General features: G+C 41.4%; 21 protein-coding genes. 9 read left to right on the top strand and 12 right to left on the bottom strand.

The genetic code is table 11. The features are described from left to right. Window positions 1-214 precede the first annotated feature (214 nt). The 3 genes from HWQ38_RS23170 to HWQ38_RS23180 form a co-directional block, all read right to left on the bottom strand. Window positions 215-547: a zinc ribbon domain-containing protein gene (locus tag HWQ38_RS23170; RefSeq protein ID WP_292798285.1), complete on the bottom strand. Its 333-nt coding sequence runs from the start codon at window positions 545-547 to the stop codon at window positions 215-217. 32 nt (window positions 548-579) lie between these two features. Then, window positions 580-3,219 (bottom strand): PAS domain S-box protein, encoded by a 2,640-nt coding sequence (locus HWQ38_RS23175; RefSeq protein ID WP_292798287.1) that lies wholly within the window; start codon window positions 3,217-3,219, stop codon window positions 580-582. A gap of 110 nt (window positions 3,220-3,329) precedes the next feature. Then, window positions 3,330-3,461 (bottom strand): hypothetical protein, encoded by a 132-nt coding sequence (locus HWQ38_RS23180; protein ID WP_292798289.1) that lies wholly within the window; start codon window positions 3,459-3,461, stop codon window positions 3,330-3,332. Window positions 3,462-3,572: 111 nt separating this feature from the next. Here HWQ38_RS23180 and HWQ38_RS23185 point away from each other — a divergent pair, with 111 nt between their 5' ends. The 5 genes from HWQ38_RS23185 to HWQ38_RS23205 all read left to right on the top strand — a co-directional run bounded on the left by HWQ38_RS23185 (window position 3,573) and on the right by HWQ38_RS23205 (window position 7,642). After that, a complete protein-coding gene (locus tag HWQ38_RS23185) occupies window positions 3,573-4,160 on the top strand; it encodes a Uma2 family endonuclease (RefSeq protein ID WP_292798291.1) in 588 nt (195 codons plus the stop codon). Between the two features lie 226 nt (window positions 4,161-4,386). Beyond that, entirely contained in the window at window positions 4,387-5,499 is a 1,113-nt protein-coding gene (ada, locus tag HWQ38_RS23190; RefSeq protein ID WP_292798293.1) for a bifunctional DNA-binding transcriptional regulator/O6-methylguanine-DNA methyltransferase Ada, read from the top strand. Between the two features lie 52 nt (window positions 5,500-5,551). Then, a complete protein-coding gene (locus tag HWQ38_RS23195) occupies window positions 5,552-6,214 on the top strand; it encodes a DNA-3-methyladenine glycosylase 2 family protein (protein ID WP_292798295.1) in 663 nt (220 codons plus the stop codon). A 947-nt stretch (window positions 6,215-7,161) separates the two neighbouring features. After that, a complete protein-coding gene (locus tag HWQ38_RS23200; protein WP_292765494.1) occupies window positions 7,162-7,362 on the top strand; it encodes a heavy-metal-associated domain-containing protein in 201 nt (66 codons plus the stop codon). A 151-nt stretch (window positions 7,363-7,513) separates the two neighbouring features. Further along, on the top strand, window positions 7,514-7,642 hold the full coding sequence (locus HWQ38_RS23205; protein ID WP_292798297.1) for a hypothetical protein: 129 nt from the start codon (window positions 7,514-7,516) through the stop codon (window positions 7,640-7,642). A gap of 6 nt (window positions 7,643-7,648) precedes the next feature. Here the strand turns inward: HWQ38_RS23205 and dapF are convergent, their stop codons facing one another. Continuing rightward, window positions 7,649-8,500: a diaminopimelate epimerase gene (dapF, locus tag HWQ38_RS23210; protein WP_292798299.1), complete on the bottom strand. Its 852-nt coding sequence runs from the start codon at window positions 8,498-8,500 to the stop codon at window positions 7,649-7,651. A 69-nt stretch (window positions 8,501-8,569) separates the two neighbouring features. On the opposite strand from dapF, the gene HWQ38_RS23215 reads away from it, so the two are divergent. Continuing rightward, on the top strand, window positions 8,570-8,803 hold the full coding sequence (locus tag HWQ38_RS23215; protein ID WP_292798301.1) for an RNA chaperone Hfq: 234 nt from the start codon (window positions 8,570-8,572) through the stop codon (window positions 8,801-8,803). 194 nt (window positions 8,804-8,997) lie between these two features. Here the strand turns inward: HWQ38_RS23215 and HWQ38_RS23220 are convergent, their stop codons facing one another. From HWQ38_RS23220 to HWQ38_RS23230, 3 genes are all read right to left on the bottom strand, one after another. After that, the gene (locus HWQ38_RS23220) at window positions 8,998-9,444 is read right to left on the bottom strand and encodes a hypothetical protein (protein WP_292798303.1); all 447 of its coding nucleotides are present in this window, start codon (window positions 9,442-9,444) and stop codon (window positions 8,998-9,000) included. An 85-nt stretch (window positions 9,445-9,529) separates the two neighbouring features. Further along, a complete protein-coding gene (locus HWQ38_RS23225; RefSeq protein ID WP_292798305.1) occupies window positions 9,530-9,853 on the bottom strand; it encodes a papain fold toxin domain-containing protein in 324 nt (107 codons plus the stop codon). 195 nt (window positions 9,854-10,048) lie between these two features. Next, the gene (locus tag HWQ38_RS23230; RefSeq protein WP_292798307.1) at window positions 10,049-12,394 is read right to left on the bottom strand and encodes a cation:proton antiporter; all 2,346 of its coding nucleotides are present in this window, start codon (window positions 12,392-12,394) and stop codon (window positions 10,049-10,051) included. Between the two features lie 251 nt (window positions 12,395-12,645). On the opposite strand from HWQ38_RS23230, the gene yhdJ reads away from it, so the two are divergent. Both yhdJ and HWQ38_RS23240 read left to right on the top strand, forming a co-directional pair. Further along, a complete protein-coding gene (gene yhdJ / locus HWQ38_RS23235; protein ID WP_292798309.1) occupies window positions 12,646-13,539 on the top strand; it encodes an adenine-specific DNA-methyltransferase in 894 nt (297 codons plus the stop codon). A gap of 184 nt (window positions 13,540-13,723) precedes the next feature. Further along, window positions 13,724-15,235: a hypothetical protein gene (locus tag HWQ38_RS23240; protein WP_292798311.1), complete on the top strand. Its 1,512-nt coding sequence runs from the start codon at window positions 13,724-13,726 to the stop codon at window positions 15,233-15,235. 277 nt (window positions 15,236-15,512) lie between these two features. Here HWQ38_RS23240 and HWQ38_RS23245 read toward each other — a convergent pair whose 3' ends face one another. Both HWQ38_RS23245 and bchH read right to left on the bottom strand, forming a co-directional pair. After that, window positions 15,513-15,725, bottom strand: a complete 213-nt coding sequence (locus HWQ38_RS23245) for a type II toxin-antitoxin system HicB family antitoxin (RefSeq protein WP_292798313.1) — start codon at window positions 15,723-15,725, stop codon at window positions 15,513-15,515. A gap of 49 nt (window positions 15,726-15,774) precedes the next feature. After that, entirely contained in the window at window positions 15,775-19,440 is a 3,666-nt protein-coding gene (gene bchH, locus HWQ38_RS23250; RefSeq protein ID WP_292798315.1) for a magnesium chelatase subunit H, read from the bottom strand. 515 nt (window positions 19,441-19,955) lie between these two features. Here bchH and HWQ38_RS23255 point away from each other — a divergent pair. Beyond that, a complete protein-coding gene (locus tag HWQ38_RS23255) occupies window positions 19,956-20,897 on the top strand; it encodes an N-acetylmuramoyl-L-alanine amidase (RefSeq protein ID WP_292798317.1) in 942 nt (313 codons plus the stop codon). 480 nt (window positions 20,898-21,377) lie between these two features. Here HWQ38_RS23255 and HWQ38_RS23260 read toward each other — a convergent pair whose 3' ends face one another. The 3 genes from HWQ38_RS23260 to HWQ38_RS23270 all read right to left on the bottom strand — a co-directional run bounded on the left by HWQ38_RS23260 (window position 21,378) and on the right by HWQ38_RS23270 (window position 23,862). Beyond that, on the bottom strand, window positions 21,378-21,998 hold the full coding sequence (locus HWQ38_RS23260) for a hypothetical protein (protein ID WP_292798319.1): 621 nt from the start codon (window positions 21,996-21,998) through the stop codon (window positions 21,378-21,380). A 126-nt stretch (window positions 21,999-22,124) separates the two neighbouring features. Beyond that, window positions 22,125-23,456 (bottom strand): GTPase family protein, encoded by a 1,332-nt coding sequence (locus HWQ38_RS23265; RefSeq protein ID WP_292798321.1) that lies wholly within the window; start codon window positions 23,454-23,456, stop codon window positions 22,125-22,127. Between the two features lie 46 nt (window positions 23,457-23,502). Next, the gene (locus tag HWQ38_RS23270; protein WP_292798323.1) at window positions 23,503-23,862 is read right to left on the bottom strand and encodes a YgiT-type zinc finger protein; all 360 of its coding nucleotides are present in this window, start codon (window positions 23,860-23,862) and stop codon (window positions 23,503-23,505) included. Window positions 23,863-23,899 lie beyond the last annotated feature (37 nt).

Consider the following 23,899-nt stretch of genomic DNA (forward strand, 5'->3'; position numbering starts at 1 on the left):
AGCTATGATTACCATCGCCTCCATTCTGTTATGGTTATAGTTTGAAAACACGCCCTAGTCTCTACAGTGGGGGATATGTTTTCACTCCTACGTCTGGAGGACAGGACTTGACGTTTTCTAGGGTACTGGCGCTCACCTGTAAGGTTATGAAGTTGTCATCTACAAGGGATTAAAGTGCGAACTCAACCCTTATGGATTACCCTGTAGAAGCCAGTCATCCCCCGATTGCTCGGTTTCGACTGAACGAATCGCACTTAGTAGCTGCATTTATGTCTCTATCGTGCTTAGTGTCGCAGTTGGGGCCAGTCCAGCTACGCACATCTAGAGGCACACTACTAATTTGATTTAGGCATAGGTGACAAGTCTTACTTGAAGGGAAGAACCTGCTAACCTCTAGGTATGTCTTTCCCTGTTTTTCTGACTTGTATTTTAGTTGTCTGGTAAATTCTGACCAACCACAATCACTAATAGATGACGCTAAATTATGGTTCTTTATCAGGTTTTTGACTGCCAAATTCTCGACAACGATGACTTGGTTTTCGTTCACCAGCTTGCGAGATAGTTTGTGTTGAAAATCCTTTATAGTGCGGGACTTCCGGCAAAGAAAGTTAAAGGTAATGTGAACCAGAAAGTTAACCCGCGCTTGCGGTTAGTAATCACACCAATTTTACCGCCATGTGCCTTGATAACTTTGCGACAAAGATACATTTTTAAGCCAATGCTTGTAGAACAAGAATCTTGGGGATCGCGGACATGCAGATCAAAGAGGCGATCGCACTCTAGTTTACTCATTACCACACCGTCATCTTGAATCTGAGTCCGAATCATTCCAGCTTCAACGGTGGCACTCAAAATAAAATTTAATCCTGGTGGATTATTTTGTAACCTATGTGTTATTAAATGTGCCAAAACTTTCTGCAACCGAGTCCCATCTGCCATTACTAACGGTAAATCTGCGGGAACCAAGTTCTTCAGAGTTGCTTGATTTTGTGTCAGCATGGGTTCCAACTGGGCGAATATTCCTCCCAGTAGGATGCTAAATTGCACAGGTTCGGGTTTGATCTCAATACCCTGTTTTTCACAAGAATTAATTTCTAGCAATGAGTTAATCATCGTCAGTTGGTGATCGTTGCCTTGAATCATCCGCTCGATGATTGAGGGAGATACTGGAATTGGGGAAGGTGGGACCCCCTCTGGGGATAAGGGGTAATGGGCATTGGGCATTGGGCATTGGGCATTGGGAGGAGATAAGGGAGATTCTTCAATAATTCTCCCTTGTCCGCCTTGTCCGCCTTGTCCGCCTTGTCCGCCATGTCCGCCATGTCCCCTTGTCCCCTTGTCCCCTTGTCCCACTCCCTGATTTAACAAATTCTTTAACACCATCAAGTTACCCATCACCGAAGTTCGTAAATCGTGGGCAACCGTGTGCAAAACAACATCTTTGACGCGATGCAATTTTTCTACTTCTTGCATTTTCTGCTGCAACTGTGCTGTCCGTTCTTGTACTTGGTGTTCTAAATTAGTGTTAAGTTCTGCTAGTTTTTGGTATATTTGGCTTTGCTGAATGGCGATCGCTACCTGTTCTGACATCTGCTGTAACAAATCAATTTCTATGGGCTGCCAATGACGCGATCCTGAGCATTGATTGGCAATTAACGCCCCAAATAATTCGTTGTTTAACATAATTGGTACAGCCAAAGTAGCTTTCGATTGGAATTTTCGATAGTGTGCTTTTACTTTGGGAGATACTGATATTTTTGTTATATCTTCAACGACACGGACAAGATTATCTTTTAGTAAGTTTCTTAATTCTTGTAGATAAGCTTCATCATTAGTAGACCAACCTAAGATTGATGGATACTTGGGATCTACTGATTCGGCAAGAGTTCTGACTCCTAAATTGGCATTATTTAAACCAATGAAAACTCGATCTGCTTGCAGAAATTGTCTGACTTCCGTGACGGTGGTTTGGAGAATTTGCTCTAAGTTAAGCGAAGAGCGAATTCGCACTAGGGTTTTTGCCAATAAGCGATCGCGTTCTCCACAAAGGCGTAATTGCGCTTCTACCTGTTTGCGTTCTGTAATGTCGTGATGGACTGCTAGGATGCTCTTGTTACCATCCAAATCAATGACTTCGGCTGAAACCAGCGTTGTAATTATCTCGCCAGACTTTTGCCGAAATTCAAATTCCAAGTTGCGAACAACTCCTGTGGCTTGCAACTCCTCTAACAAATTCAGGCGATCGCGATCGCGTACCCAAAGATTTAACTCAAAAGAAGTTTTACCAATTACCTGATCTGGCTCATAACCTGAGAGTTTCACAAAACTGTCGTTAACTTCAATAAAGCGTCCTTCACTCAGCGTACTAATAGTAATTGAATCCGGGCTGCAACTAAAAGCTTTAGCAAATTTTTTGGCAAGATTTTGTAATTTGACTTCTGCTTGTTTGCGTTCGGTGATATCTCGGACAATTGCTAGTATCTCATCTTGACCACTCACTACCAACCGCGCCTCATAATCTCTGACTCCCAAAGGCGTTGATAGTTGATATTCACAAGTTTGCAAAGTTCCAGAATCTAAAGTTTTAGCAATCGCTACTTGGCTAATCGCCGCAACATCACTGGGCAATAACTCCTGCAAATGTTTTCCAATTATTTCTTCTCTCGAAAGAGTGACATTTGCTCCCTGACCTTTCAAATCTAGATACTTACCATCGCGGCTGATGCGAAACATCAAATCCGGGATAGCATCCAAAATTGCTTTATACCGTGCCTCACTCTCTTGCAATTTTTCTTCTGCTTGTTTTCGCTCTGTAATATCCATAACCAAGCCATTCCAAAGAAAATCGCCTTCTGCTTGTAATTCCGGTTGCGAAGTACCTTGAATCCACTTAATGCCACTAGGTGTAATTATCCGACCTTCCCAATGCCAAGGTGTAAGAGTGGTGCTACAAACAGCAATAGATTCTGCAAAAGCTTTTATATCTTGTGGATGAATCAGTTTGTATAGCACCTGGAAGTCTGTCTGTAAAGCTTCTGGTTCTAATTCATACAAATATTCACAACCAGAACTAACATAAGGGACAAACACAGAACCATCCTGCCGTTGCAGAACTTGAAAAATCACCCCTGGTAAATTGACCGCAAGTTTGGAGAGCAGGTTAATAGGCTCTTGCTGGCAATTTGGTGTATACAGCCATTTTACAACGGTTTCATCCACTCTTTGACCCTTTGATAGACAAGCTATTGATGTACAATAAAAAGCCAGAATAATCAATTTAACAGTTTTGATTCTGTAGGCTTAATCGCTAACAGAAGCAAAACAGTACCTTATTTCAGAGTAGATCGTGAGCAGGCGATCGCATTCACCCAATCGGGTGAACCATTTGTCAGGGGGAGAATCAGTTGAGGATTGCGATAGTAGTCCATCAAGCTAAGGAAAACTTGGTACGTAGTAAGCACAAAGTATGCTTAACACAAGGACTAAAGTCCTAACTACAAACTTATTTACCCAGCATAGTAGACTTGACAGACTACTAAAATAGAGATATTGCTTCCATCCAAACTGATAACATGAATACTACCACCGTCAGTTTACCTCCTACCCTGGAATTAAATATCGACTTGACTGACGAGCAATTTTTTCAGCTTTGTCAAAATAATCGAGACTTAAAGTTTGAGCGGACAGCTTCAGGGGAATTAATTATTATGCCACCTACGGGGAGTAGTACTAGTGACCGTAATGCCGATTTCACTTATCAATTAAGAGCTTGGAGTCGTCAAAATCAGCTAGGGAAATCCTTTGACTCTTCTGGTGGTTTCAAACTTCCCAATGGTGCAGAGCGTTCTCCAGATGCGTCTTGGGTGAAAATGGAACGGTGGAATGCTTTGGGCGAAGCAGAAAAAGAAAGATTTGCTCCTTTGTGTCCCGATTTTGTGGTTGAGTTAATGTCTCCGAGTGATTCCTTAGAAAAAACGCGAGCCAAAATGAGGGAATACATGGAGAATGGCGCAAGATTGGGCTGGTTAATTAATAGAAGACAGCAGCAGGTAGAAATTTATCGTCCCAATCGAGAAGTTGAGATTTTACAAAGTCCTAAAACTCTATCGGGAGAAGATGTTTTGCCAGGATTTGTTTTAGATTTGGCGGAAATTTTGTGAGTAATTGCCTACTCGGGATTATTCCTGAGAAACAAGATCCCCGACTTCTTAAAGAAGTCGGGGATCTGCGGGTTGCAATTCTCATACGTAGAAATCAAGTTTGATCGCAACAATTAGATAGAAAGTAGTTTATCGATACATTTAATCTAGTTTTACCTAAAGACAGAAACTAATAATAGACATCTCCAAAGTGGGGATACTTTGCAATACATCCAAGGAGATATAAATGCAATTACAACAGACACAACTTTTAGACAAAACCCTTTGGGAAGCAGTTCTCAATCGAGATCCCACTTTTGAAGGTAAGCTTTTCTACGGTGTTCGCTCTACGCGCATTTATTGCCGACCGATTTGCCCTAGTCGCAGACCAAATCGCAATCAAGTTTGTTTCTTCCAATCGGCACAAGAGGCTGAAATTGCAGGTTTTCGACCTTGTAAGCGCTGTCAGCCACAATCTGAAACAGTTCCAAATCCGGCTAAGGCGAAAGTTTTAGCAGCATGTCGATACATTGAAGCACAAGGCGATCGCATCCCAACCCTCTCAGAATTATGCTCTCAGGTGGGAATGAGTCCCAGTTATCTCCAAAGAATATTTAAGCAAATAATTGGCGTATCCCCTTTTCAATATGCAGATGCGCTGCGTAGCCAACGATTAAAGCAGCGTCTCCAGAAAGGAGAGGAAATTGCTAATGCAGTTTACGACACGGGGTATGGTTCAAGTAGTCAACTGTATGAGAAAGCACCTAAACAATTGGGAATGACACCAAAGACTTACCAACAAGCTGGAAAAACAATCAGCATTGTCTATGCGATCGCTCCATGTCAACTAGGATATTTGCTTGTGGCAACAACAGAAAAGGGTATCTGTGCCGTTAAACTAGGTGATGAAGCAGACAAGCTTGAACACACTTTGAACCAGGAATTTCACCAAGCGCAGATCAGGCGTGATGATCACACACACAAAGACTGGATACAAGCAATCCTCAACTTTATTGCCGGAGGCGAAGCACATCTTGATTTACCAGTTGATGTCCGTGGGACAGCATTTCAGAAACAGGTTTGGGAAGCATTACAGAAAATTCCCTATGGCGAAACTCGCACCTATACCGATATCGCCCATGATATTGCCAAGCCGCACGCAGTCCGCGCGGTGGGAAATGCTTGTGGAGCTAATCCGATCGCGCTGATTGTACCATGTCACCGTGTCTTGCGAACTGATGGCAGTCTTGGTGGTTATCACTGGGGAATTGAGCGCAAACAAAAACTGCTTATACAAGAATCAACCCCAAAGGGGAATTCAAAATTCAAAATTCAAAATTCAAAATTACAATTCCCATAAATCAATTCACTTGCTCTGTATCCTATTCTTTTTAGGTTGAAATTTCTTAAAGATGACATTGGAAGAAACAGCCGCACAAACGCCTGAACTAGAATCGTTGACTGAAGAAAATCTGAGCCGTGGTTTAATGGTGCTTGCCAATCTTGACAGCGATTTAGCTCGGATTTTAGAAACACTGGGACCTCCACCAATATGGTCAAGAGAACCAGGTTTTGCAACCCTGTTGTGCATCATTCTGGAACAACAAGTTTCCGTAGCGGCTGCAAGGGCTGTATTTAGCCGACTATGTGGGGTTGTTGTAACTCTGACGCCAGAAAACTTTCTGAGATTGGATGATGTTCAATTAAGAGAGATTGGATTCAGTCGCCAAAAGATTCTATACTGTCGTGGATTGGCTCAGGCGATCGCAACTGATCAGCTTGACTTAACCAAGCTGGAAAAAATGAATGAAACTGCGATCAGAACTGAGTTAAAGTGCCTCAAAGGTATAGGAGACTGGACAGTTGATATTTATTTGCTAATGGCGCTGCAACGTCCTGATGTCTTTCCTAAAGGCGATTTAGCGATCGCGATCGCTTTCCAAAAACTCAAAAACTTGGCGACGCGTCCAACACCAGTCCAACTGGAAGCAATGACACAGCACTGGCGACCGTGGCGAGCGATCGGTGCAAGACTTTTATGGCACTATTACCTGAGTAATCCCAATTCTCCCTAAACTTGCAATGATTGCTCCTTCTCCCAGATTTGGGAGAAAAGGAGCCAGAATTTCAAAGTTCCTCTCCCCAGATATGGGAGAGGGATTTAGTATTTGATTTTTGAAATGCACGTAGTGAACCCTCTAGGCTAAAATAGTGGATTAGACGTAGGTTGGGTGGAGCGGAGCGCAACCCAACTGATTATCAGGATGTTGGGTTACGCAAAGCCTCCAACGCCACTTGCTACAACGCGGGAAACCCGCGCAACGCAGTGGCTCCCCAACCGACAATTTTTTTGCAACATTCTAGCCAAGAGGGTCTACTACAAGACTACCGAGATTTTTTCAGAAATCAAATATGATTCCTATATTTAGCAATTTCTACTAAATAATCTCTGCAATCTAGCGTTAATACCTCCATGCAATTTCCAGAAGATGGCAATAATTTGTGCATCAAAACTAATCGCTACGGAATTAACTAATTTAAGAACATTGTCCTGATGACTCATTCATACCACGAGACAGATGTTTTTTAGATGTATATATGCATTTAAAGTTGGACATAAGTATCTATAGCATAGCAATAAGTTAAAAACTACAGATTAAAGGTTTTGTGACTTACGTATAGATGCTTGTATGTTCAGGCAATGCTGCCAGAACAACTATGTCGAACAGGAATGCCTATCGGAGAATCTGCAATGTCTTATGGAATCTGAGAACAAACTAAAAAAGTGGCTTTTTATAAGTTAATAGTACTAAGGGTATTTTCATAAATAACTTTATATCTTTTGGCATCTTCTTTAATTTTACTGCCTGCAAATTTTATCAATAACAATTTATGTACAGCTATTATTTAATACTGCCACTGTGATGCCCGATTACCTTACTTCAGCAAGATGTGCGCTCACTATCTCAACCACTATAATATTTATTAAATGGAAATTCTAGTTGACTTAATGAGGTAACTAATGGCAATTAAATTGAAAGTTCCGAATATTAAAGGTGATGACTGTGCCAAGAAAATAACTAAATCTATTCAGACTATGGAATCTGATGCCAAAGTAAATGTTGACGTTAATGCTAAAACCGTAACTGTGGAATCTGCGGCTTCTGAAGAGTCAATTAAACAGATAGTGCAATCTGCTGGTTATACTATAGAGGGTTATTAATTATTTCATCTAAATTTCTCACGAGATTTAGATGAGGTAGTTTAACCGACACAATTGCTTAATCATAATATTCGCCCGTTTTTCGGGCGGAATATTACCAAATTAGTCTAGTCGATAAAAATAAAAATAGTCCAGTTTCAGATATCGTAAATTGGTTAAATACCAGAACTGGCGATCGCGGGTGCAAGATATTTATCTTGATGTCAGCAAGGGGGCTATTGGGGCAATTCATGAATTGCCCCAACCTAAAAATCATTCTTTTCAGTTATTGTTTGCGTAAGTCCTGTTATAAACAGTTCGCATATTTCCCAGTGAATACCCTCTGGGCTGGGCCTGTCATGTAAACCCGTTGGTCTACTTCTGACCATTCAATTTGCAATGGTCCACCTGGTAATTCGATCGTGGCGGCGCGATCGCATTTTCCAGTCAATACTCCAGCTACCAAGGAAGCACAAGCACCAGTCCCGCAAGCTAATGTAATCCCAGCGCCTCGTTCCCATACCCGCATTTTCAAATAGTCACGGCGTACCACTTGGATAAATTCGGTATTTATGCGTTGGGGAAAAGCTGGGTGATGCTCAAATTTTGGGCCGATGGTTTCTAGCTCAATTGCTGCTACATCTTCTACAAAAGTGATGCAGTGGGGATTTCCCATACTTACACAAGTTACTTCCCAAGTTTGCCCCGCCACCTCCAACGGCTGAGAAATTACTTTTTCTTGGGCGGGTGCAAGAGTGGTGGGAATTTCGCCAGCGAGTAACCTGGGTAAACCCATATCCACCTTTACCAGACCATCAGATATGAGTTGGGGAATCATCACACCAGCTAAGGTATGAATGCGATATAAGTCTTTATTCCGGGATTCGCCTTCTAAGTCTGCTAAAAAGCCAGCTAAACAGCGAATGCCATTACCACACATTTCTGGTTCAGAGCCATCGGAATTAAAAATCCGCATGGTGTAGTCAGTGCCATTTTCTCCAGGTAGGGCAAAAATGACACCATCAGCACCGATACCAAAGTGGCGATCGCACAACTGGATAGCTTGCTCTGGCGTGACTACAGGCACAGATGAGGAGCGATTGTCAATCAGAATAAAGTCGTTGCCTAGACCATGATACTTAGTAAATTCGATTGCCATTTCCTTAAGGATGAATTATCAAGGATTAGTTACTCTTTATTTTGCCTTGTAGGTTTATCTTTACTAAAAATGCTTACCGAATTTGACACCACTTTACCTAGTATTAGACAAGTTCAAAATCTGATTAAACAAACAATGTCAGTGGAGTTCAAGCTGCTGACTGGTGATTTAATCACAGGAAAGGTTTTATGGCAAGATCCACACTGTATCTGTATTGCTGATGAAAACAGTCAGCAAACCACTGTTTGGAAACATGCGATCGCTTATATTAAACCAAAAACGAGTGAAGTAAGTAAGGAGTGAGGAGTTAAAACTCACAACTCAGGGTAAGACCTGCGGTGGTCACTGAGCCTTGCCGTACCACTTCGTGGAAGCAAGCTACGCGCAGCGCGATGCCCTGAGCTTGCCGAAGGGTCTCGTAGAGAAGTGCGCTAAACAACGCACTTTTTTGGGAAATGCCCACCCTACAGCATAGGTGATCGCGCTTGTATTTCTTGTTAACGATTAGGGAGGTTTGGCATTTCAGGTGAGCGATCGCTCTTCGATAAACTACAGTCAAAAGTACTCAAAGTAACTTGTTGAGAGTTTTTAAAGTTTTTAGAGGATGGTTCAGCCAGGATTGGGTCAATGTCTTGGCTTTTGTCTCGTTGGATAAATTCATCGAGTAATTGAAAAAAGTAATCAAATGCAGCTTTTTCATCAATACAGGTGAGTAAAATAATTTTATCCCAAGCGTTAACAGTATGGATAGATAAGCGGTTTTGTAGCCAAGGTTGGAAGTTTTTATAGAAATCACTTTCGGTTTCAGTATTAGTAATACCTAATTCAGAGCGTGAAAAACGATAACCGAGAATGAACATCCGTAAATTGCTAATGGAGGCTGTCCCCAAATATAAACCTGGTTTGGTTTTAATTTTTTCGAGTAGGTTAAATAATGCATTCATTGAGTTTAACTCCATTAAAAAAACTTCAAAATTCCTCAATTACTTCTACTTTAAACTCATTAGATAAGGAGGTAAAATCTTTGATTCAGTCATCTGGGCATAGTCCTTGTCGAGAAAGATTGTCGAAGATTTTCTCAAAAACTTCAACTCCGTAATGAACACCATTTTCAGTGATAGTTTCAGGGCAACCCTGTTGTTCAAGGCGATCGCTGAGAATAAAGTCTTCATTGTCATACTTAGTTGAGAGTCGCCAAAGCTTGCCATGAATTCCGCGTTGTTTAAGCCATTGTTTGAGTGTATTAGCACATTCTTCGCAATGAAGTAGTGGAAATCGAATCACAAGATTACCAATTGCTTCATGAAGTTCTGCAATGACTAGATCATCCGGGAAATCATTCAGAAAAAACATCTCCTGAGGTAAATGTTGGTCTTATTTTAGCGTCGGTGCGATCGCTCTTTGAGAAACTACAGCCAAATGCGATGCCCTAAGCTTGCCGTACCACTTCGTGGAAGCAAGCTACGCGCAGCGTCTCGTAGAGAAGGGTCTCGTAGAGAAGTGCGGTAAACAAGGCACTGTAACTTTTTTCGAGTGCAATAGAAAGTTTCAATCGCACTTCGTCACACTATCCGCAGGCAGAAACTCTTTGAGCGCTTCTGCCTCACGAGCTTTGACTAGTGGGATAGAAAGGGGTACTGAACTGGCGATCGCAAATAACTCTTCTAGTTGACTCAAACCTGTTAAACTACCACATAACAATACTTGGTCGCCAACTCGCAAATCCATGCCGCCATCAGGATAGCGAATAAACTTGCCATCTCGCCGGATCGCCTGTACCTGTACTCCATATTGCTTGCCGATATCTAAATCTCTAAGGGTTCTACCTAACGTTGGCGCATCTGCATTAACTGTAATCCACTGGCAAGCACTATTTTCTCCGGGAACAGCCGCCTGTCCTTTGGCGAATTCTGCCAAAGCTGCCAGTTCTTCATCTGCTCCCACAATCAACAAGCGATCGCCTTCTGCCAATTTGGTTTGATTATTGGGATAATCGATTTCATCGCCATTAGCGCGGCGAATTGCCATCAAACTCGCTCCTGTTAAGTAGCGCATATCTGCTTCTTCTAAAGTCATCCCAGTTAAGGGCGAATCAGCTGGGAGAGGATACCAGCGCTGATTTAAATCGCGGGTTGCTTGCCGCAAATCACGAGCAACTTCAATAGCAGAACGCTCTGGCCGCAATTCCAAATAATGATCGTTGCGGATTTGCTGCATTTCCCGTTGGATGACATCTGATGATAATAAGCCTAAGCCAGTTAATAAATGAGTTACCATTTCTAAGCTAGCTTCAAACTCTGGTTGCACCACTTCCCTAGCTCCCAATTGATACAGCACCTCAATATTTTTATCCTGGGTAGCACGGACAACCAAATCTAATTCTGGGCGCAATTCCAAAGCGCGTTTCAAGCAAAGACGGGTACTCATGGGGTCTGGAAGTGCGATCGCCATTCCTTTGGCATGATTCACCCCAGCAGTTTCCAGAACGTGTAAACTTACGCAATTGCCATAGACATAAGACACCCCAGCCTCACGCAACTGCTGAATTCTACTCTCTGATTGGTCGATTACCACCACAGGCAGATTGTGTTGCAGCAACAACTTTACTAAATTTTTGCCGACTCGCCCATAACCACAGACTACCAGATGGTCTTTAAAGGGCAAATCTTCCGACATATCCCGCGCTTCTTCTTCTTCTAAATACGGTTTCAACCAGGGGATTGATTCGGCAAAGTTAAATAAAAATGGCACTAACCGCAGGACAAAGGGAGTAAGCATGAGAGTGACTGCGGTGGTTCCCAAAATTAATAAGTATATTTGTCGGGACACCAGCCCCAAAGATTGCCCTTCACTGGCGAGAACAAAAGAAAATTCCCCAATTTGCGCCAGTCCTAAACCGGCGATTATCGCTGTTTTCAAAGGGTAGCGGAATAGTTTCACTAGGGGCGTAATAATCAAAAATTTACCTACGAAAACTATTGCCACCAATCCCAAAATCAATTCTAAGTTGTTCCACAAAAACACTGGGTCAATTAACATCCCAATGGCGGCAAAAAATAAAGCGGCAAAAATATCTCGTAGTGGTTCCACATAAGTCAGGGTTTGATCGGCGTACTCCACCTCAGAAATCATCAAACCCGCGACAAATGCCCCCATCTCAATCGACAGTCCCAAATGCTCTGTCAATAAAGCAATGCCCAAACATAGAGCTACAACCCCTAATAAAAATAGTTCTTTGCTTTCGGTACGGGCTAACAGTTGCAACAACGGCGGTATCAGCCAAATTCCCGCAGCGATCGCCCCAGCAGCAAATAAACCAATCAAAGCTAGGGCTGTTAGTACGGTGATACCAATGGTTTCTGCTGGTTGGTTGAGGGCTGGTAAGACTGCTAACATCAGTCCCAATGCCAAGTCCTGTACTACCAAAATCCCCAGCATCACTTGCCCGTGAGGTGTTTCGGTTTCGTTGCGTTCCATCAAGCACTTGAGGACAACGGCTGTGGAAGACAAGGACAGAATACACCCCAAAAACATCCCCTTAGCAGGTAAAGTTCCCCAAGCTCCGGTTAACCCACATACCACAACTGTTACCAAAATCGTCAAAGCAATCTGAAGTCCACCGCCGCCAAGAGCGATCGCTTTTACCTTCTTGAGTTCCGCAAAGGAAAATTCCACACCCAAGGCGAATAATAAAAAGGCGACCCCGAACTGTGCTAGAGTCTCTACTTGAATAACTTCTTTAATCAGTCCCAGTCCGGCTGGCCCAATGATTATCCCGCCAATGAGATAGCCCAGCAGCACAGGTTGTCGCAAAAGTGCCGCCAACAGTCCGCCACAGGCTGCAACGCCTAGAACTAAAACTAAATCAACAATTAGCCTAAAATCTTCTTGCACCAGTTTTAAAAGAACTCTTAAGACCTATTAATTCAGGATACAAAGTTTTATGATCTCAAGGCAATTGAGGGTTGAAATTTAAACGCATAGGCGCTTCTCTACGAGACGCTACGCGAACGCCTTCCCGCAGGGTAGGAGCGCAGAGGCATACAGAGAATTCGCTACGAATCAATGAAATGCTGTACTTAGCGATCGCTCGCCTATCCAATTCCTCTCACTCACACTGTATGCGGAAATAGTCAGTATAATAAATGGTCATGTTTGAACGATATGAAGACGAGGGACATACGATATTTCATGGTGATGCCCTACATATTTTGTCTAGTGAGATTTCCTCTGAATCTGTAGATATTGTTTTTATCGATCCTCCCTACAACATCGGAAAACGGTTTTCAAATTTTTACGACAAATGGGAGTCTGAGGAGGAGTATGCAAAGTGGGCATACAAATTGCTTGATGAATGTCTTCGGATATTAAAGCCAAATGGAACCCTATATGTGATGACAAGCACTCAAGCGATGCCATACTTTGACCTTTACTTAAGGCAGAAAATCGTAATTCTTAGCCGAATTGTCTGGCATTACGATAGTTCTGGAGTTCAAGCAACAAAATATTTCGGCTCAATGTATGAGCCAATACTTCACTGTGTTAAAGACAAAAGCAATTATATTTTCAACTCAGCTGATATTAAAATAGCAGCAAAAACAGGTGCACAGAGGAAGTTGATTGATTACAGAAAATCCGTTCCCAGCCAATACAATACAGAAAAAGTACCTGGGAATGTATGGTATTTTTCTCGTGTGAGATATCGAATGGAAGAATATGAAAATCATCCTTCACAAAAACCTGAATCATTACTAGAGAGAATTATTCTTGCAAGTAGTGATAATGGTAGTGTTGTGCTTGATCCATTCGCAGGAACCTTTACATCTGCTGCTGTAGCAAAACGTTTAGGGCGGATTTCTATTAGTATAGAATCTCAAGAAGAATATCTGAAAATTGGTCTTAGACGTGTTCTAGGATGGAAAGAATACAAAGGAGAAAAATTATTATCTCCAAAAAAGAAAAATATTAGAAAAAATAAAAATGGGCAAAAAATCAAGGCTATACAGGGGAGCTTTTTCGATGCCGATAGTACAGCATGAATTCACGAAAAAAATCATTGAGATTCTAAAGTATTATTTTACCAACCAGGAAAATAGAGTTTTGAACTCTAGTGAGTTATTGCAGTACCTTCTGTGCAGTATCATAATCAATCATACCTAGCTGGCAAATATTTCTCCAGAAAATAGACTAGTAAAGCAAATTGGGGAATTTCAGAAAATTTTTATGATTAGTATACCTAGATTAAGTAAAACAGACTTTTTAGTTTTGATTGTTGTTGTGATAATTGGTGTTATAAATTTACCTTTTCCATTTGGAGGAGATCAAGCACTCTTTACAACAGGTGCGTTGGAGATGCAACAAGGAAAGGTACTCTATCGGGATTTTTGGGATCTCAAGCAACCTGGGATTTATTACTTTTATTTCTTAGCAGGAACTTTATTTGGTTTTAATGAGATTGGCATCCATATTTTTGAACTTCTTTACATGGTGCTTTTCTCTATAATATTGCAGTTGACTCTAAAAACCTATTTTCGGCATCAGCTAATAGCAAGTTTAGTACCTTTGTTAACGGTTGGTGTTTATTACCTTGTTTCATATCATCGGCAATTTACTCAAGTAGAAGGATTAGTTGGTTTTCCTTTGTTTCTATGTCTTTGGCTGACTTATGAATCTTTTAATCACGAAGGAAAGCAAAGATTTATTCCACTTTTGCTTTCAGGCTTTATGGGTGGAATTGTCCTGATATTTAAATTAATATTTTTGCCTATCTTGCTGGGTTTCTGGCTAACTATCTTGCTCTATTCTATATTGATAAAACATCAAAATTTTAAAAAAATTATTGTTGAAATTTGCTTACCAATTTGTCTAGGAATTATCTTTCCCCTTCTAGTTGTTGTCAGCTACTTTGCTTGGTTCAATAGTTTATCAATTGTATATCAGACATTTTTTGTATATCCAAGTCAGGTGGTTGCTAATGGCACATTTAGTATATCTAAGTTAGTTTTGGGAACTGCATGGTTCTTAAAGAGTTTTTTCCCTTTAATTTTAATGGCTACTGTTGCAGTAAATGTATCATTGCGTAAGTCTAAGAATTTATTGACCTTGCTATTTGTTGTTTGGTTTGTTTTTGGGCTGGGTATTATTTTTCTCCAAATTAGGTCACTGTGGAGTTACCAATATTTACTATTATTTGTACCTACAGGTATTTTAGCAACTAAAGGTTTAGATATATTATGGCAGCCTTTAAAAGAATTGAGGTCACCACTAATTAAGATTTTCGTACCATTATTGTTTTTATTACCTTTCTTATTTAATTTACAATTCAAGAGTGTCGCTTTAGTTCAGAATAACTTTGCTTTAACTGAAGATACAAGATTTAAATATCAGACTGTATTTAGAAAAGACTATACATTGCTTCGTTCAGAAGTTGACTTTCTCTCGCAACCAGGAAGTTTGTCTGGTGAGATTTTTGTTGCTGGTGATCCATCTATTTACTACTTATCTGGTCGGACTCAAGCAACATCACTAAATGCATGGTCACTGGAATTATTTCTATCAGAACAATGGCCGCAACTTCTAGAGGAGTTAGATTTATCCAAACCTGCTTATATATTTATTAGTAATGACTATCAGCCTCTGATTAAGAAAGAGTGTCCCAAGATTTTAGAATTGATTGATAAAAGATATCATATTTTGCCCAAAAGTAATGATGGTATTTGGTATATTAGAAACTGATCAGAGGTTGTTTGAAAAGTAGTTAACTGTGATTTTATGCACTTGTTGATCCCCTCTAACCCCCCTTTTTAAGGGGGGAACCGGAATCAAAGTCCCCCAATTTATCGGGGGATTTAGGGGGATCTAAAACGTTTTGCTACCGACCAAAGAACTTTTAAAACATCCTCTTAAAGTGAAACAGGAATAGGAGGGTACGTCTAGATAGGTTCATTCCAAGCCCTAATCGCTTCAATCGCAATACCAGCAGGAGCAAATAAAACCTTTATACTTGTCGTACTCAAGCAACATCACTAAATGCATGGTCACTACCGGAAATTTGTTGCTCTGCGAGTTCCCGATTTGATATTAGAATTAACTCTATCGCTTCCCGTAGACTTTCCCTAGCTTCTTCCAGAGTTCTCTCTTGGACATTAGCGCCGGGTAACTCCTGGACGTAGCCAATATACCAATCATCGAGCTTTTCAAATACAGCAGTAAAAGAGTTTTCCATATAATTTGCTATTGAATGTTACGAGATAATGCCTAACGTACCCAACTCTCTAAACTGTAACACCCTCCAATTCCTCATCTGTCAACTCATATAACTGGCGCAACTTATCTAACTTATCACTATCGGCTTGCCAGAAACCGCGTCCATGCGCCTCCAACATTCTCCCTAAAATATTGCGAAAAGCTTCAGGATTTGCCTTACGTAATTTATCCGCCATCTCTGCATCTAACGCATAAGTATCAGCCGCTTGATCATAAACCCAATCATCAGTAAAATCGGCAGTACCACCCCAACCAATCAACGCCGTCATTCGTTGGGAAATTTCAAAGGCACCACCAGAACCTTGATTTGCCATTGCTTGCGCCCATTTGGGATTTACCAACTTAGTGCGGTACTCCATCCGCAGCAAATCATCTAAATTGCGGGGTGTAGTATCTTTCGAGAAACTTTCTACAAAGCTGGTTGTAACCTTCTTACCGCCTTGTTTTTCTGCTGCCCTTTTCAAACCGCCAGTATTGGCGTAATATTCTTGAATATCAGTTAAACCATATTCTACCGAATCGATTTCTTGAACAATGCGATCGCTAGTTTTTAACAACGTGTTCAAGACTTCCGGTCTAGCTTCACCTTTATCTTCTCTCCCGTAGCTAAACACATTGCGACTTTGCCAAGTATTGCCTAACTCCTCCCCAGATTCCCAGTTACCATCCACAACTCGATCATTCACCAAAGAACCAAAATCACCCGCCGGATTAGAAAACAATCTCGCTGATACATTTTCTACACCTTGGGCTTTTAAAGCTAAAGCGTGTCTTCTAATAAAATTCTGATCTTCCGGTTCATCAGCATTAGCCGCCCGTTGAAATAAATCATCCAACAATTCGATGATATTTACAAAACTATCCCGGAAAATCCCAGACAAATTACCCAATATATCAATGCGAGGATGTCCAACATCCACCAACGGCTTCAACTCATAACGAACAATTCTACCAGTTCCTTCCTTAACAGGTTCAGCCCCCACCAATTCCAACAGAATTCCCAGAGATTCACCCTTAGTTTTAATCGCATCCAATCCCCAAAGCATCACCGCCACCGTTTCTGGATATGTCCCATATTCATCCAAATGCTGGGCAATAATTTTTTTAGCAATTTCTCGTCCCCGTTGGTATGCCGCAGGTGAAGGCATACGATAAGGGTCTAAAGCATGAATATTCCTCCCAGTCGGCAAAACACCAGCACCATCCCGCAACAAATCCCCACCGGGCGCAGGCGGAATATATTCCCCATTCAACCCCCTTAACAAATTCGTTAACTCATCCGTAGATTGCATCAACAAATCTGTAATTAGCTTTTCTTCCTCTCTATGTGGTTCATTTTCCTCTCCAAAATAAGCCTCCAAATACGCCGCCAATTCCTCCTGATTCGGTGCTTCCCCCAAAGTATGCAACCCAGAAGAAAACAACCGATTTTCTAACACTTGCAAATATCCATACAACTCCACCAAATAATCATCAAAAGCATGAGTGCTAAACATCCGAATATTTTCGGGAGTAAACGCAATCCCCAACCGTTTCGCATCTGCAAACGGACAATCTGCATCCAACCCAGAGTCCACAATTTTTTTACAAATCGCTTCCTTCAAGACATAATTCTTTTGTGGATCTTCACGATACTCCGAAATCAAATCTCGCAATGCTACCAATTCCTTATACAAACCTGCACGTCCATAAGGTGGTACATTATGGGAAATCAACACACCATAACCGCGACGTTTTGCCAACATCGATTCCGAAGGATTATTTGCTGCATATATATATAGATTAGGCAAATTTCCTAACAGAATATCCGACCAAGAATAACCCGTATTACCCAAAGGAGAACCAGGCAACCATTCCACCGTGCCATGCATTCCAAAATGAACTAAAGCATCAGCTTGAAACTCATTTTGCAGCCATTTATAATAAGCAACATATTGCGGATGGGGCGTTAAATCTCGTTCAAACATTAAACGCATGGGGTCGCCTTGTATGCCCAAAGGTGGTTGTACACCTATCCACACATTCCCTAATTGCACACCACCAATCTGGAATTCGTCGCCATAACTTTTAATTCCAGTTCCCGTGAGAGACTTCCATTGTTTTTCGATGCGGGAAGTTTGCAGATATCCCAACCATTTTTCTAATGTGCGGACATTTACAGATGCCGGGATATTCTCCGCGTCATTTAAAGATTCATCCGCTTCTTTGACTCGGCGAATCAATTCTTCCCCATCTTCCGGCAAATCTCCGACGGTGTAACCTTGTTCTTTAAGTGCGTGGAGAAACTTCAGCAAACTACGCGGCACATTTAATAATGCAGCTGTGCCTACAGCCCCATAACCGGGAGGAAACCCATATAAAACGATCGCAATCTTGCGTTCGGAAGCAGGTTTTTGCCGCAAAGCTACCCAACTTTTCACCCTACCAATTAATCGTTGTACTCGTTCGGGAACTAGATAAATATTTTCGCCCACCAAACCACCGAGGGGAATAGTATCAATAGCCCCATCCAATTCTGGTAAGGCGTACAACACGACACTTTGCAATCCGCCGACACCTTGGCGTGTCCAGGAGTGAATATCTTGAATTAATAATGGTGCTGCAACAATATAAGGTACATTTTTAGCAGTGAGGATGCGCTTTGCTACTTCCACCTGACGCCCAGCTTCCATTGAACCAGCCGGGCCACCCACCAGAGGAAAGCCAATTGTCGAAACGATCGCATTCACTTTTACTGCTTCACTAGATAGCGAGGGAGTCTCGATATTACCTAGTTGTCGTTGCTGAATTTCATAGTCGGTTGTCATCCAATCTCGTACCGCCACATGTCCTTCTACACCGTTGATGAAAATGGGTAAAGGAATTAACCCGGCTGATTCAAAACTGCGAATTAGTTGGGGAATGTAGGGTTGTTTGGTGATGACGTGTTTTCGGTACAGTAATATGCCTACAACTGGGGAGACGCAATTAGGGGAGACGCGATTCATCGCGTCTCTACAATAGGTTTTATACCATTCCAGATACTCGCGGGGCGATTCAAAAAATCCTGGATAGTCGGGATGGAGTAATCCAATGTTGGGGGTTTCAATTGGTGGGGGAATATCGCCGACTTTTAAACCCAAATATTTTTCTGCCAGTATCCAGAATAATGAAGCGACGTTTTCTTGGCCGCCAGCATTCCAGTAACCATAGATAATTAACCAGTTGCGTAAGTCTTGGACTTTTTGCACTGGTACGTATTTTAGTAGTTTGGGGCCAATTTTTAAGAAGCTGATGTAACCAGCGAGTTTGTCTTCTTCTCGCCCGTTGCTAAATTTGTCGAGGATGAATTTAACTGGTTTGGGCATTCCTTTGGGGTTGTCGCCAATGGCAAAGATACCCAGCTTGGTTAAACTCATCAATTCTAAGGCTGACTCAAACACTAGACGGATGGGAATTTGGGCAATGCGATCGCGCAACCACACAACCTGGTCATAATCAAATAGCAGGCTACCGAAAAATACATCCGCGTCATCAAGTGCTGCTTCTACCTCGGTGCGTTTGGTGGTAAGATCGCGATCGCTAAATACCCGAATATCCAACTCAGGACAGCGAGAGTTAGCCAAAAAAGCTGCTTTTCTATACAAGTCAGCGTTGAACGATTCAAACCCAGCAACCAAGACGATGCGTTTCATGCTTGTAAGCTACGAAATATTTCTTTACTTAAATTTTAAACTGGCTCACAGGTTGATTGTTAAATATCTACCCACAGATTTTGGTGAGTAGTTCCTTGAGATAGGACGTAAATTCAGCTACCATCTCAATTAACCAGACAATTAAGCCCCTTGTTAAAGGTCGGTAAACTTCCGCCACAGTGTACTAAGTATATTTGTCAACGTTATTATCTGAAATAATGGAGGCAATTGCTGCATTTCAATTTATTGCAAAAATTAACGGGTTATTCCCGATTTTGATAAATTATAATGGTTGTGTTTTTGGTGGCAATATACGTTTTAATTAGTGGATTTTACCACAGAATAGTTGCTTTTCAGGTTCGCCCAAAAACCAATTTTGTCTACCAGCATAGTCATGTTTAAAATAATCTGGACATTCCCAAGAAGTATTTCAAAAGATTTATTAACAAAACTTTGTCTCTATAATTGAAAGAGATTTGAACTAGTGTAAAAATAAGTAAGTTGAGGATGAAATCATGAAATTTGGAATTGATAGCGGGCACAATTGTCCACCAGACACAGGAGCCAACGGGATTAAATTTGAGGATAATTTAACTCTAGATGTAGGTAATAGAGTTATAGCCAAGTTAAGAGCTTTAGGAAACGAAGTCGTAGTGTGTAGACCAAGTAGCGCTCGGACAGTAACTGAATCGCTTTCAAAAAGATGTTCTACAGCTAATGGGAGTAAAGTAGATATTTACGTCTCGATTCATTTTAACTCCTTTAATGGACAAGCTAACGGCACAGAAGTATTTGCAACTAGCGATACGGGGACGAAAATCGCTAAACCTGTACTAGATGAAATCGTCAAATTAGGATTTTTTAATCGCGGCGTTAAGAGTGGTTCCCATTTGTATGTTCTGAAAAATACCGACATGCCTGCGATTCTAGTAGAAGGTTGCTTTGTCGATTCACAAAAAGATATGAATCTTTATAATCCAGAAGCAATGGCTAATGCGATCGTCAAAGGTTTAACTGGTAAAGTGCCAAGTGTTCCTGTTAAGCCCGTACCAGATGAAGAGGAGAATCTAGATACTACTATTCAGAGACTACAAAAAGCCTTAAATAGACTCAAAATAACTGATAAGAATGGTAATGCGTTAGTGGAAGATGGCTTCACAGGGGCTAATACAAAATCTGCGGTAGAAAAATTTCAGACTATTGTCGGGGTTCAGCCGACTGGAATTGCTGACTCAGCTACATGGAATGCCATAAATCTAATTTTGGCAAAACGAATACTCAGACCAAACCATGCTGGTAATGCAGTTATCAGATACTTGCAATACCGTCTAGGTGTTGCTAATGATGGTGTCTATGGGCCGCAAACAGAGGTTGCAATTAAGAACTTTCAAAAGCAAAATGGTTTAGAAGCCGATGGAATTGTCGGGCCTACTAGCTGGCAGAAATTAATTGGTTAGGCTGATGGTAGATTGCTCATCTGGATTATAAAAGTATAGCGATCGCAGATGTAAATTTCTGCATCCTATAGCTATTTTAGGACTTACGCAGCCATGATTAGTCATTGCGTCGGTTTATCGAATAGCTCAAGAAAACCTCAAAGATTGGTTATGCTATACAAAACCTGTGCCTCTCCTTAGCAAGGCTAGGGTGTACACACAAGTCCTAAAAACCTAGCTTGATGAAGTTTGACTCCTTTTGACTCGTTCCCATACTCCGTATGGGAATGCATTCATTGAGTCTCTGACTCAATATTTAACTGGAGGCAGTAGCCATTCTCATGCAAGCATGGGAACATGAAGAGTGCCGAGTATCATAGATACTAGGCTCAATTCTCCAAGCTTCTATTTCTTTACCTGCTTTTTTAATTGTTTCTTTGAGCGGAATAAAATCATCATCGTTTGTGCATAACTAAATTTTCTTGATAAAAATTTTGAGGATTAAGCAGCTACCAAATTATTTAGCTGCAATTCACACTGTTGAAAAATATAATTGACAGTAGCAAAGAGTTTATCTAGCTCATAAATTGTGTGAGGTAGAATATTTCTAGTAAATGCTTCTCCCTCTAACTTGCCAAATTGCCATGTTACTCCATTAGAAACAATACCGAAGATAATTATTGAAAATTCGCCGTTAAGCCTTTGAGCCGCAATCATTTCTGCTAAACATTGCGCCCAACCCGTTTCAAAATTATCTTGTTTTGCTTCTACTAAAATGAAGTATGGCTTATCAAATACAACTTTCCCTAATGGAGAACGTTTAGCCAAAATATATTCAGGAAATCCTGAGAGCTTTTCGTCATAATTCAGAGAATAATGACTCCACAAAATAAACTTGCTGCTATATAGTTTCCAAACTTGTTTTAACACTGGGGATATCAAGTTTTCGCATATAGCAAACTCAGAACAGTCAACGGCTCCTTCTCGCATCGTAAATTCTAAATCTTCCCGGAAGTAGTCAGAGACATTAAACTCAGCTTCGCCTATGAAATTAGCTTCTGTATAGATAACCTGAAATGTTTTGAGGACTTCACCGATAGTTTTGTAACTACTAAAAGCCATATTTACCTCCTCAAGAATTTTGTACCTATGTGGGAAATCCAGTGATATCATGTCCGCATAATTAGTTATTAAGTAATCAAGCAGACATGATATGAGTATTTGCTTTGAAAAACGGATTCTTGAGTCTTAACGTTTGATTTCCTTAAACCGTTGTTGGGCCACTTGAAATGCTTCTTGCATCACCAATTGAATTTTCTGTTGATCGGGTTTCTTACCTCCCATTAAATCACCAAAGTAAACGCAGGCTGCTTCCCCTAGTGCCCAGGTATAGGCGGCTGCCCAAGAGGCGGCGATCGCACTGCCAAAACCTGGGATAAATTTAATTAACTCCCGGGCGATCGCCTGTGCTAAAAAACCACCTGCGATCGCACTCACAACGCCTCCCGCCTGGGATGGAGTAATTGTCTGCCCATATAATTTACCCAACAGACCCACCATTGATACTTGCAAGGCAGTGAGTACAGGCATTGTGGCAAATGGCAGAGGTACAGCCGCAAGGGTGGCAGACATAATCGCAAATGGTAAAATATAACGGCGTGCAGCATCTCGGTAAAGGTTGCCAATTTGCTTTCCAGCTTCTTCTTGATCCAATAGCTGATAAATCGCCTGCGCTTCTGCTTGTGGGAGTAGTTCTGCCAAAGAATCTCGCAGTGCTTCTAAGCCATAAAATACCGGCGTGTAGCCATCTTCTTCTAAGGTAAAGTCAATTAGTACAGAGTGGTTAGTTATTCCGAGGAAGGCTTGTTGCATTGCAGCAAATGCGCGGTTGACTTCCTGATAATCTGGCGGATAGGCGGGATGATCGACGGTATCACGAGGATAAACCTCATGTAAGCAGGTAACCACCAACAGACAGGGAATGTTTGGATACTGCTGGCGCAACTGTTGAGCAATTTGTCGTAGCGTCTCAGTTGCAAAATCATTGATTTTAACCGTCAGAAGCAGGATTCTAGCGGAATGAGTTTCCTGTTGTAAATCCCGAACCAACTCCTGAATAATTGTCTGAGTATCTTGTTTAACATCACCAAGTCCCACCGTATCAGTAAAAATTAGTAACGGCAGGTCATTAGAAGGATAGGCATAGCGCTGGGTGTGTTGCGTGTGGGGACGAAATCCTTGACCGACAATTTCGGCAGAAACTCCGGTCAATCCCCGCACAATAGAACTTTTCCCGGCTTGGGGTTTACCAATTAGCAGCGCTTCGGTAGTTGGCAGTTCCGCTCGAATTTTCTCTAAAATCTCTGCAACCTGATCCTCGCTCACACTAAACCATTCAACAACTGTCTGTCCTAGTTGTTCTACGGGTAAGAGTTGCGTTAGACGTGTTGTTGCTTTGTTCCAGACACCAGCAATGCGATTTGTCCAGGAATTATCCACCGACTTTGTTATAGTATCAGTCGGTTCGCTCAATTGTTGAGAATCAGTTGACGGTGAGTCAGCATCACGTTGCTCAGTCATTTCCATCCAAAGGGTAGATAGAATTAAAACTACATCCTGTCTATATTTATCCTACTGCCAAACTTGGTTTCCCTAGAGTCAATCTACTTATCCGGCATTGCTGAATTTGAGGATAAGTTCTAGAAGCGTTGACAGGGTGCGATTCTAGATGAGTGACCGGAATTTGTTCGATTCTTTCAGGGGGTTTCGCTCCAGTTGCAACAGCATGAACAGCATGAAGAATATCGGCAGAATAGTACCGATTGCCACAAATATCACAAACACCAATCGTCACATCTTCGAGGATGACGAATCCATCTCTATGTTTAAATGCCTCGCGCTTTACAATTCGGGGTTGAACAATTCCTTCGCAATACTCGCATCTATATCCATACATACGGCTAGCCTTGAGCTTCAGTGACTTCATAAACAATGATAATCAGATTCTCTCAAATTAAGTTGGC

The organism is Nostoc sp. NMS7 (assembly GCF_017115085.1).
Lineage (GTDB): Bacteria > Cyanobacteriota > Cyanobacteriia > Cyanobacteriales > Nostocaceae > Nostoc.

Bases quoted from the DNA above. Each gene is read 5' to 3' on its own strand.
- HWQ38_RS23240 (WP_292798311.1), top strand. From the start codon at position 13,724: ATGATTAGTATACCTAGATTAAGTAAAACAGACTTTTTAGTTTTGATT.
- yhdJ (WP_292798309.1), top strand. From the start codon at position 12,646: ATGGTCATGTTTGAACGATATGAAGACGAGGGACATACGATATTTCAT.
- HWQ38_RS23185 (WP_292798291.1), top strand. From the start codon at position 3,573: ATGAATACTACCACCGTCAGTTTACCTCCTACCCTGGAATTAAATATC.
- HWQ38_RS23200 (WP_292765494.1), top strand. From the start codon at position 7,162: ATGGCAATTAAATTGAAAGTTCCGAATATTAAAGGTGATGACTGTGCC.
- HWQ38_RS23195 (WP_292798295.1), top strand. From the start codon at position 5,552: ATGACATTGGAAGAAACAGCCGCACAAACGCCTGAACTAGAATCGTTG.
- bchH (WP_292798315.1), bottom strand. From the start codon at position 19,440: ATGAAACGCATCGTCTTGGTTGCTGGGTTTGAATCGTTCAACGCTGAC.
- HWQ38_RS23255 (WP_292798317.1), top strand. From the start codon at position 19,956: ATGAAATTTGGAATTGATAGCGGGCACAATTGTCCACCAGACACAGGA.
- HWQ38_RS23220 (WP_292798303.1), bottom strand. From the start codon at position 9,444: ATGAATGCATTATTTAACCTACTCGAAAAAATTAAAACCAAACCAGGT.
- HWQ38_RS23260 (WP_292798319.1), bottom strand. From the start codon at position 21,998: ATGGCTTTTAGTAGTTACAAAACTATCGGTGAAGTCCTCAAAACATTT.
- dapF (WP_292798299.1), bottom strand. From the start codon at position 8,500: ATGGCAATCGAATTTACTAAGTATCATGGTCTAGGCAACGACTTTATT.
- HWQ38_RS23265 (WP_292798321.1), bottom strand. From the start codon at position 23,456: ATGACTGAGCAACGTGATGCTGACTCACCGTCAACTGATTCTCAACAA.
- HWQ38_RS23215 (WP_292798301.1), top strand. From the start codon at position 8,570: ATGCTTACCGAATTTGACACCACTTTACCTAGTATTAGACAAGTTCAA.
- HWQ38_RS23245 (WP_292798313.1), bottom strand. From the start codon at position 15,725: ATGGAAAACTCTTTTACTGCTGTATTTGAAAAGCTCGATGATTGGTAT.
- HWQ38_RS23225 (WP_292798305.1), bottom strand. From the start codon at position 9,853: ATGTTTTTTCTGAATGATTTCCCGGATGATCTAGTCATTGCAGAACTT.
- ada (WP_292798293.1), top strand. From the start codon at position 4,387: ATGCAATTACAACAGACACAACTTTTAGACAAAACCCTTTGGGAAGCA.
- HWQ38_RS23270 (WP_292798323.1), bottom strand. From the start codon at position 23,862: ATGAAGTCACTGAAGCTCAAGGCTAGCCGTATGTATGGATATAGATGC.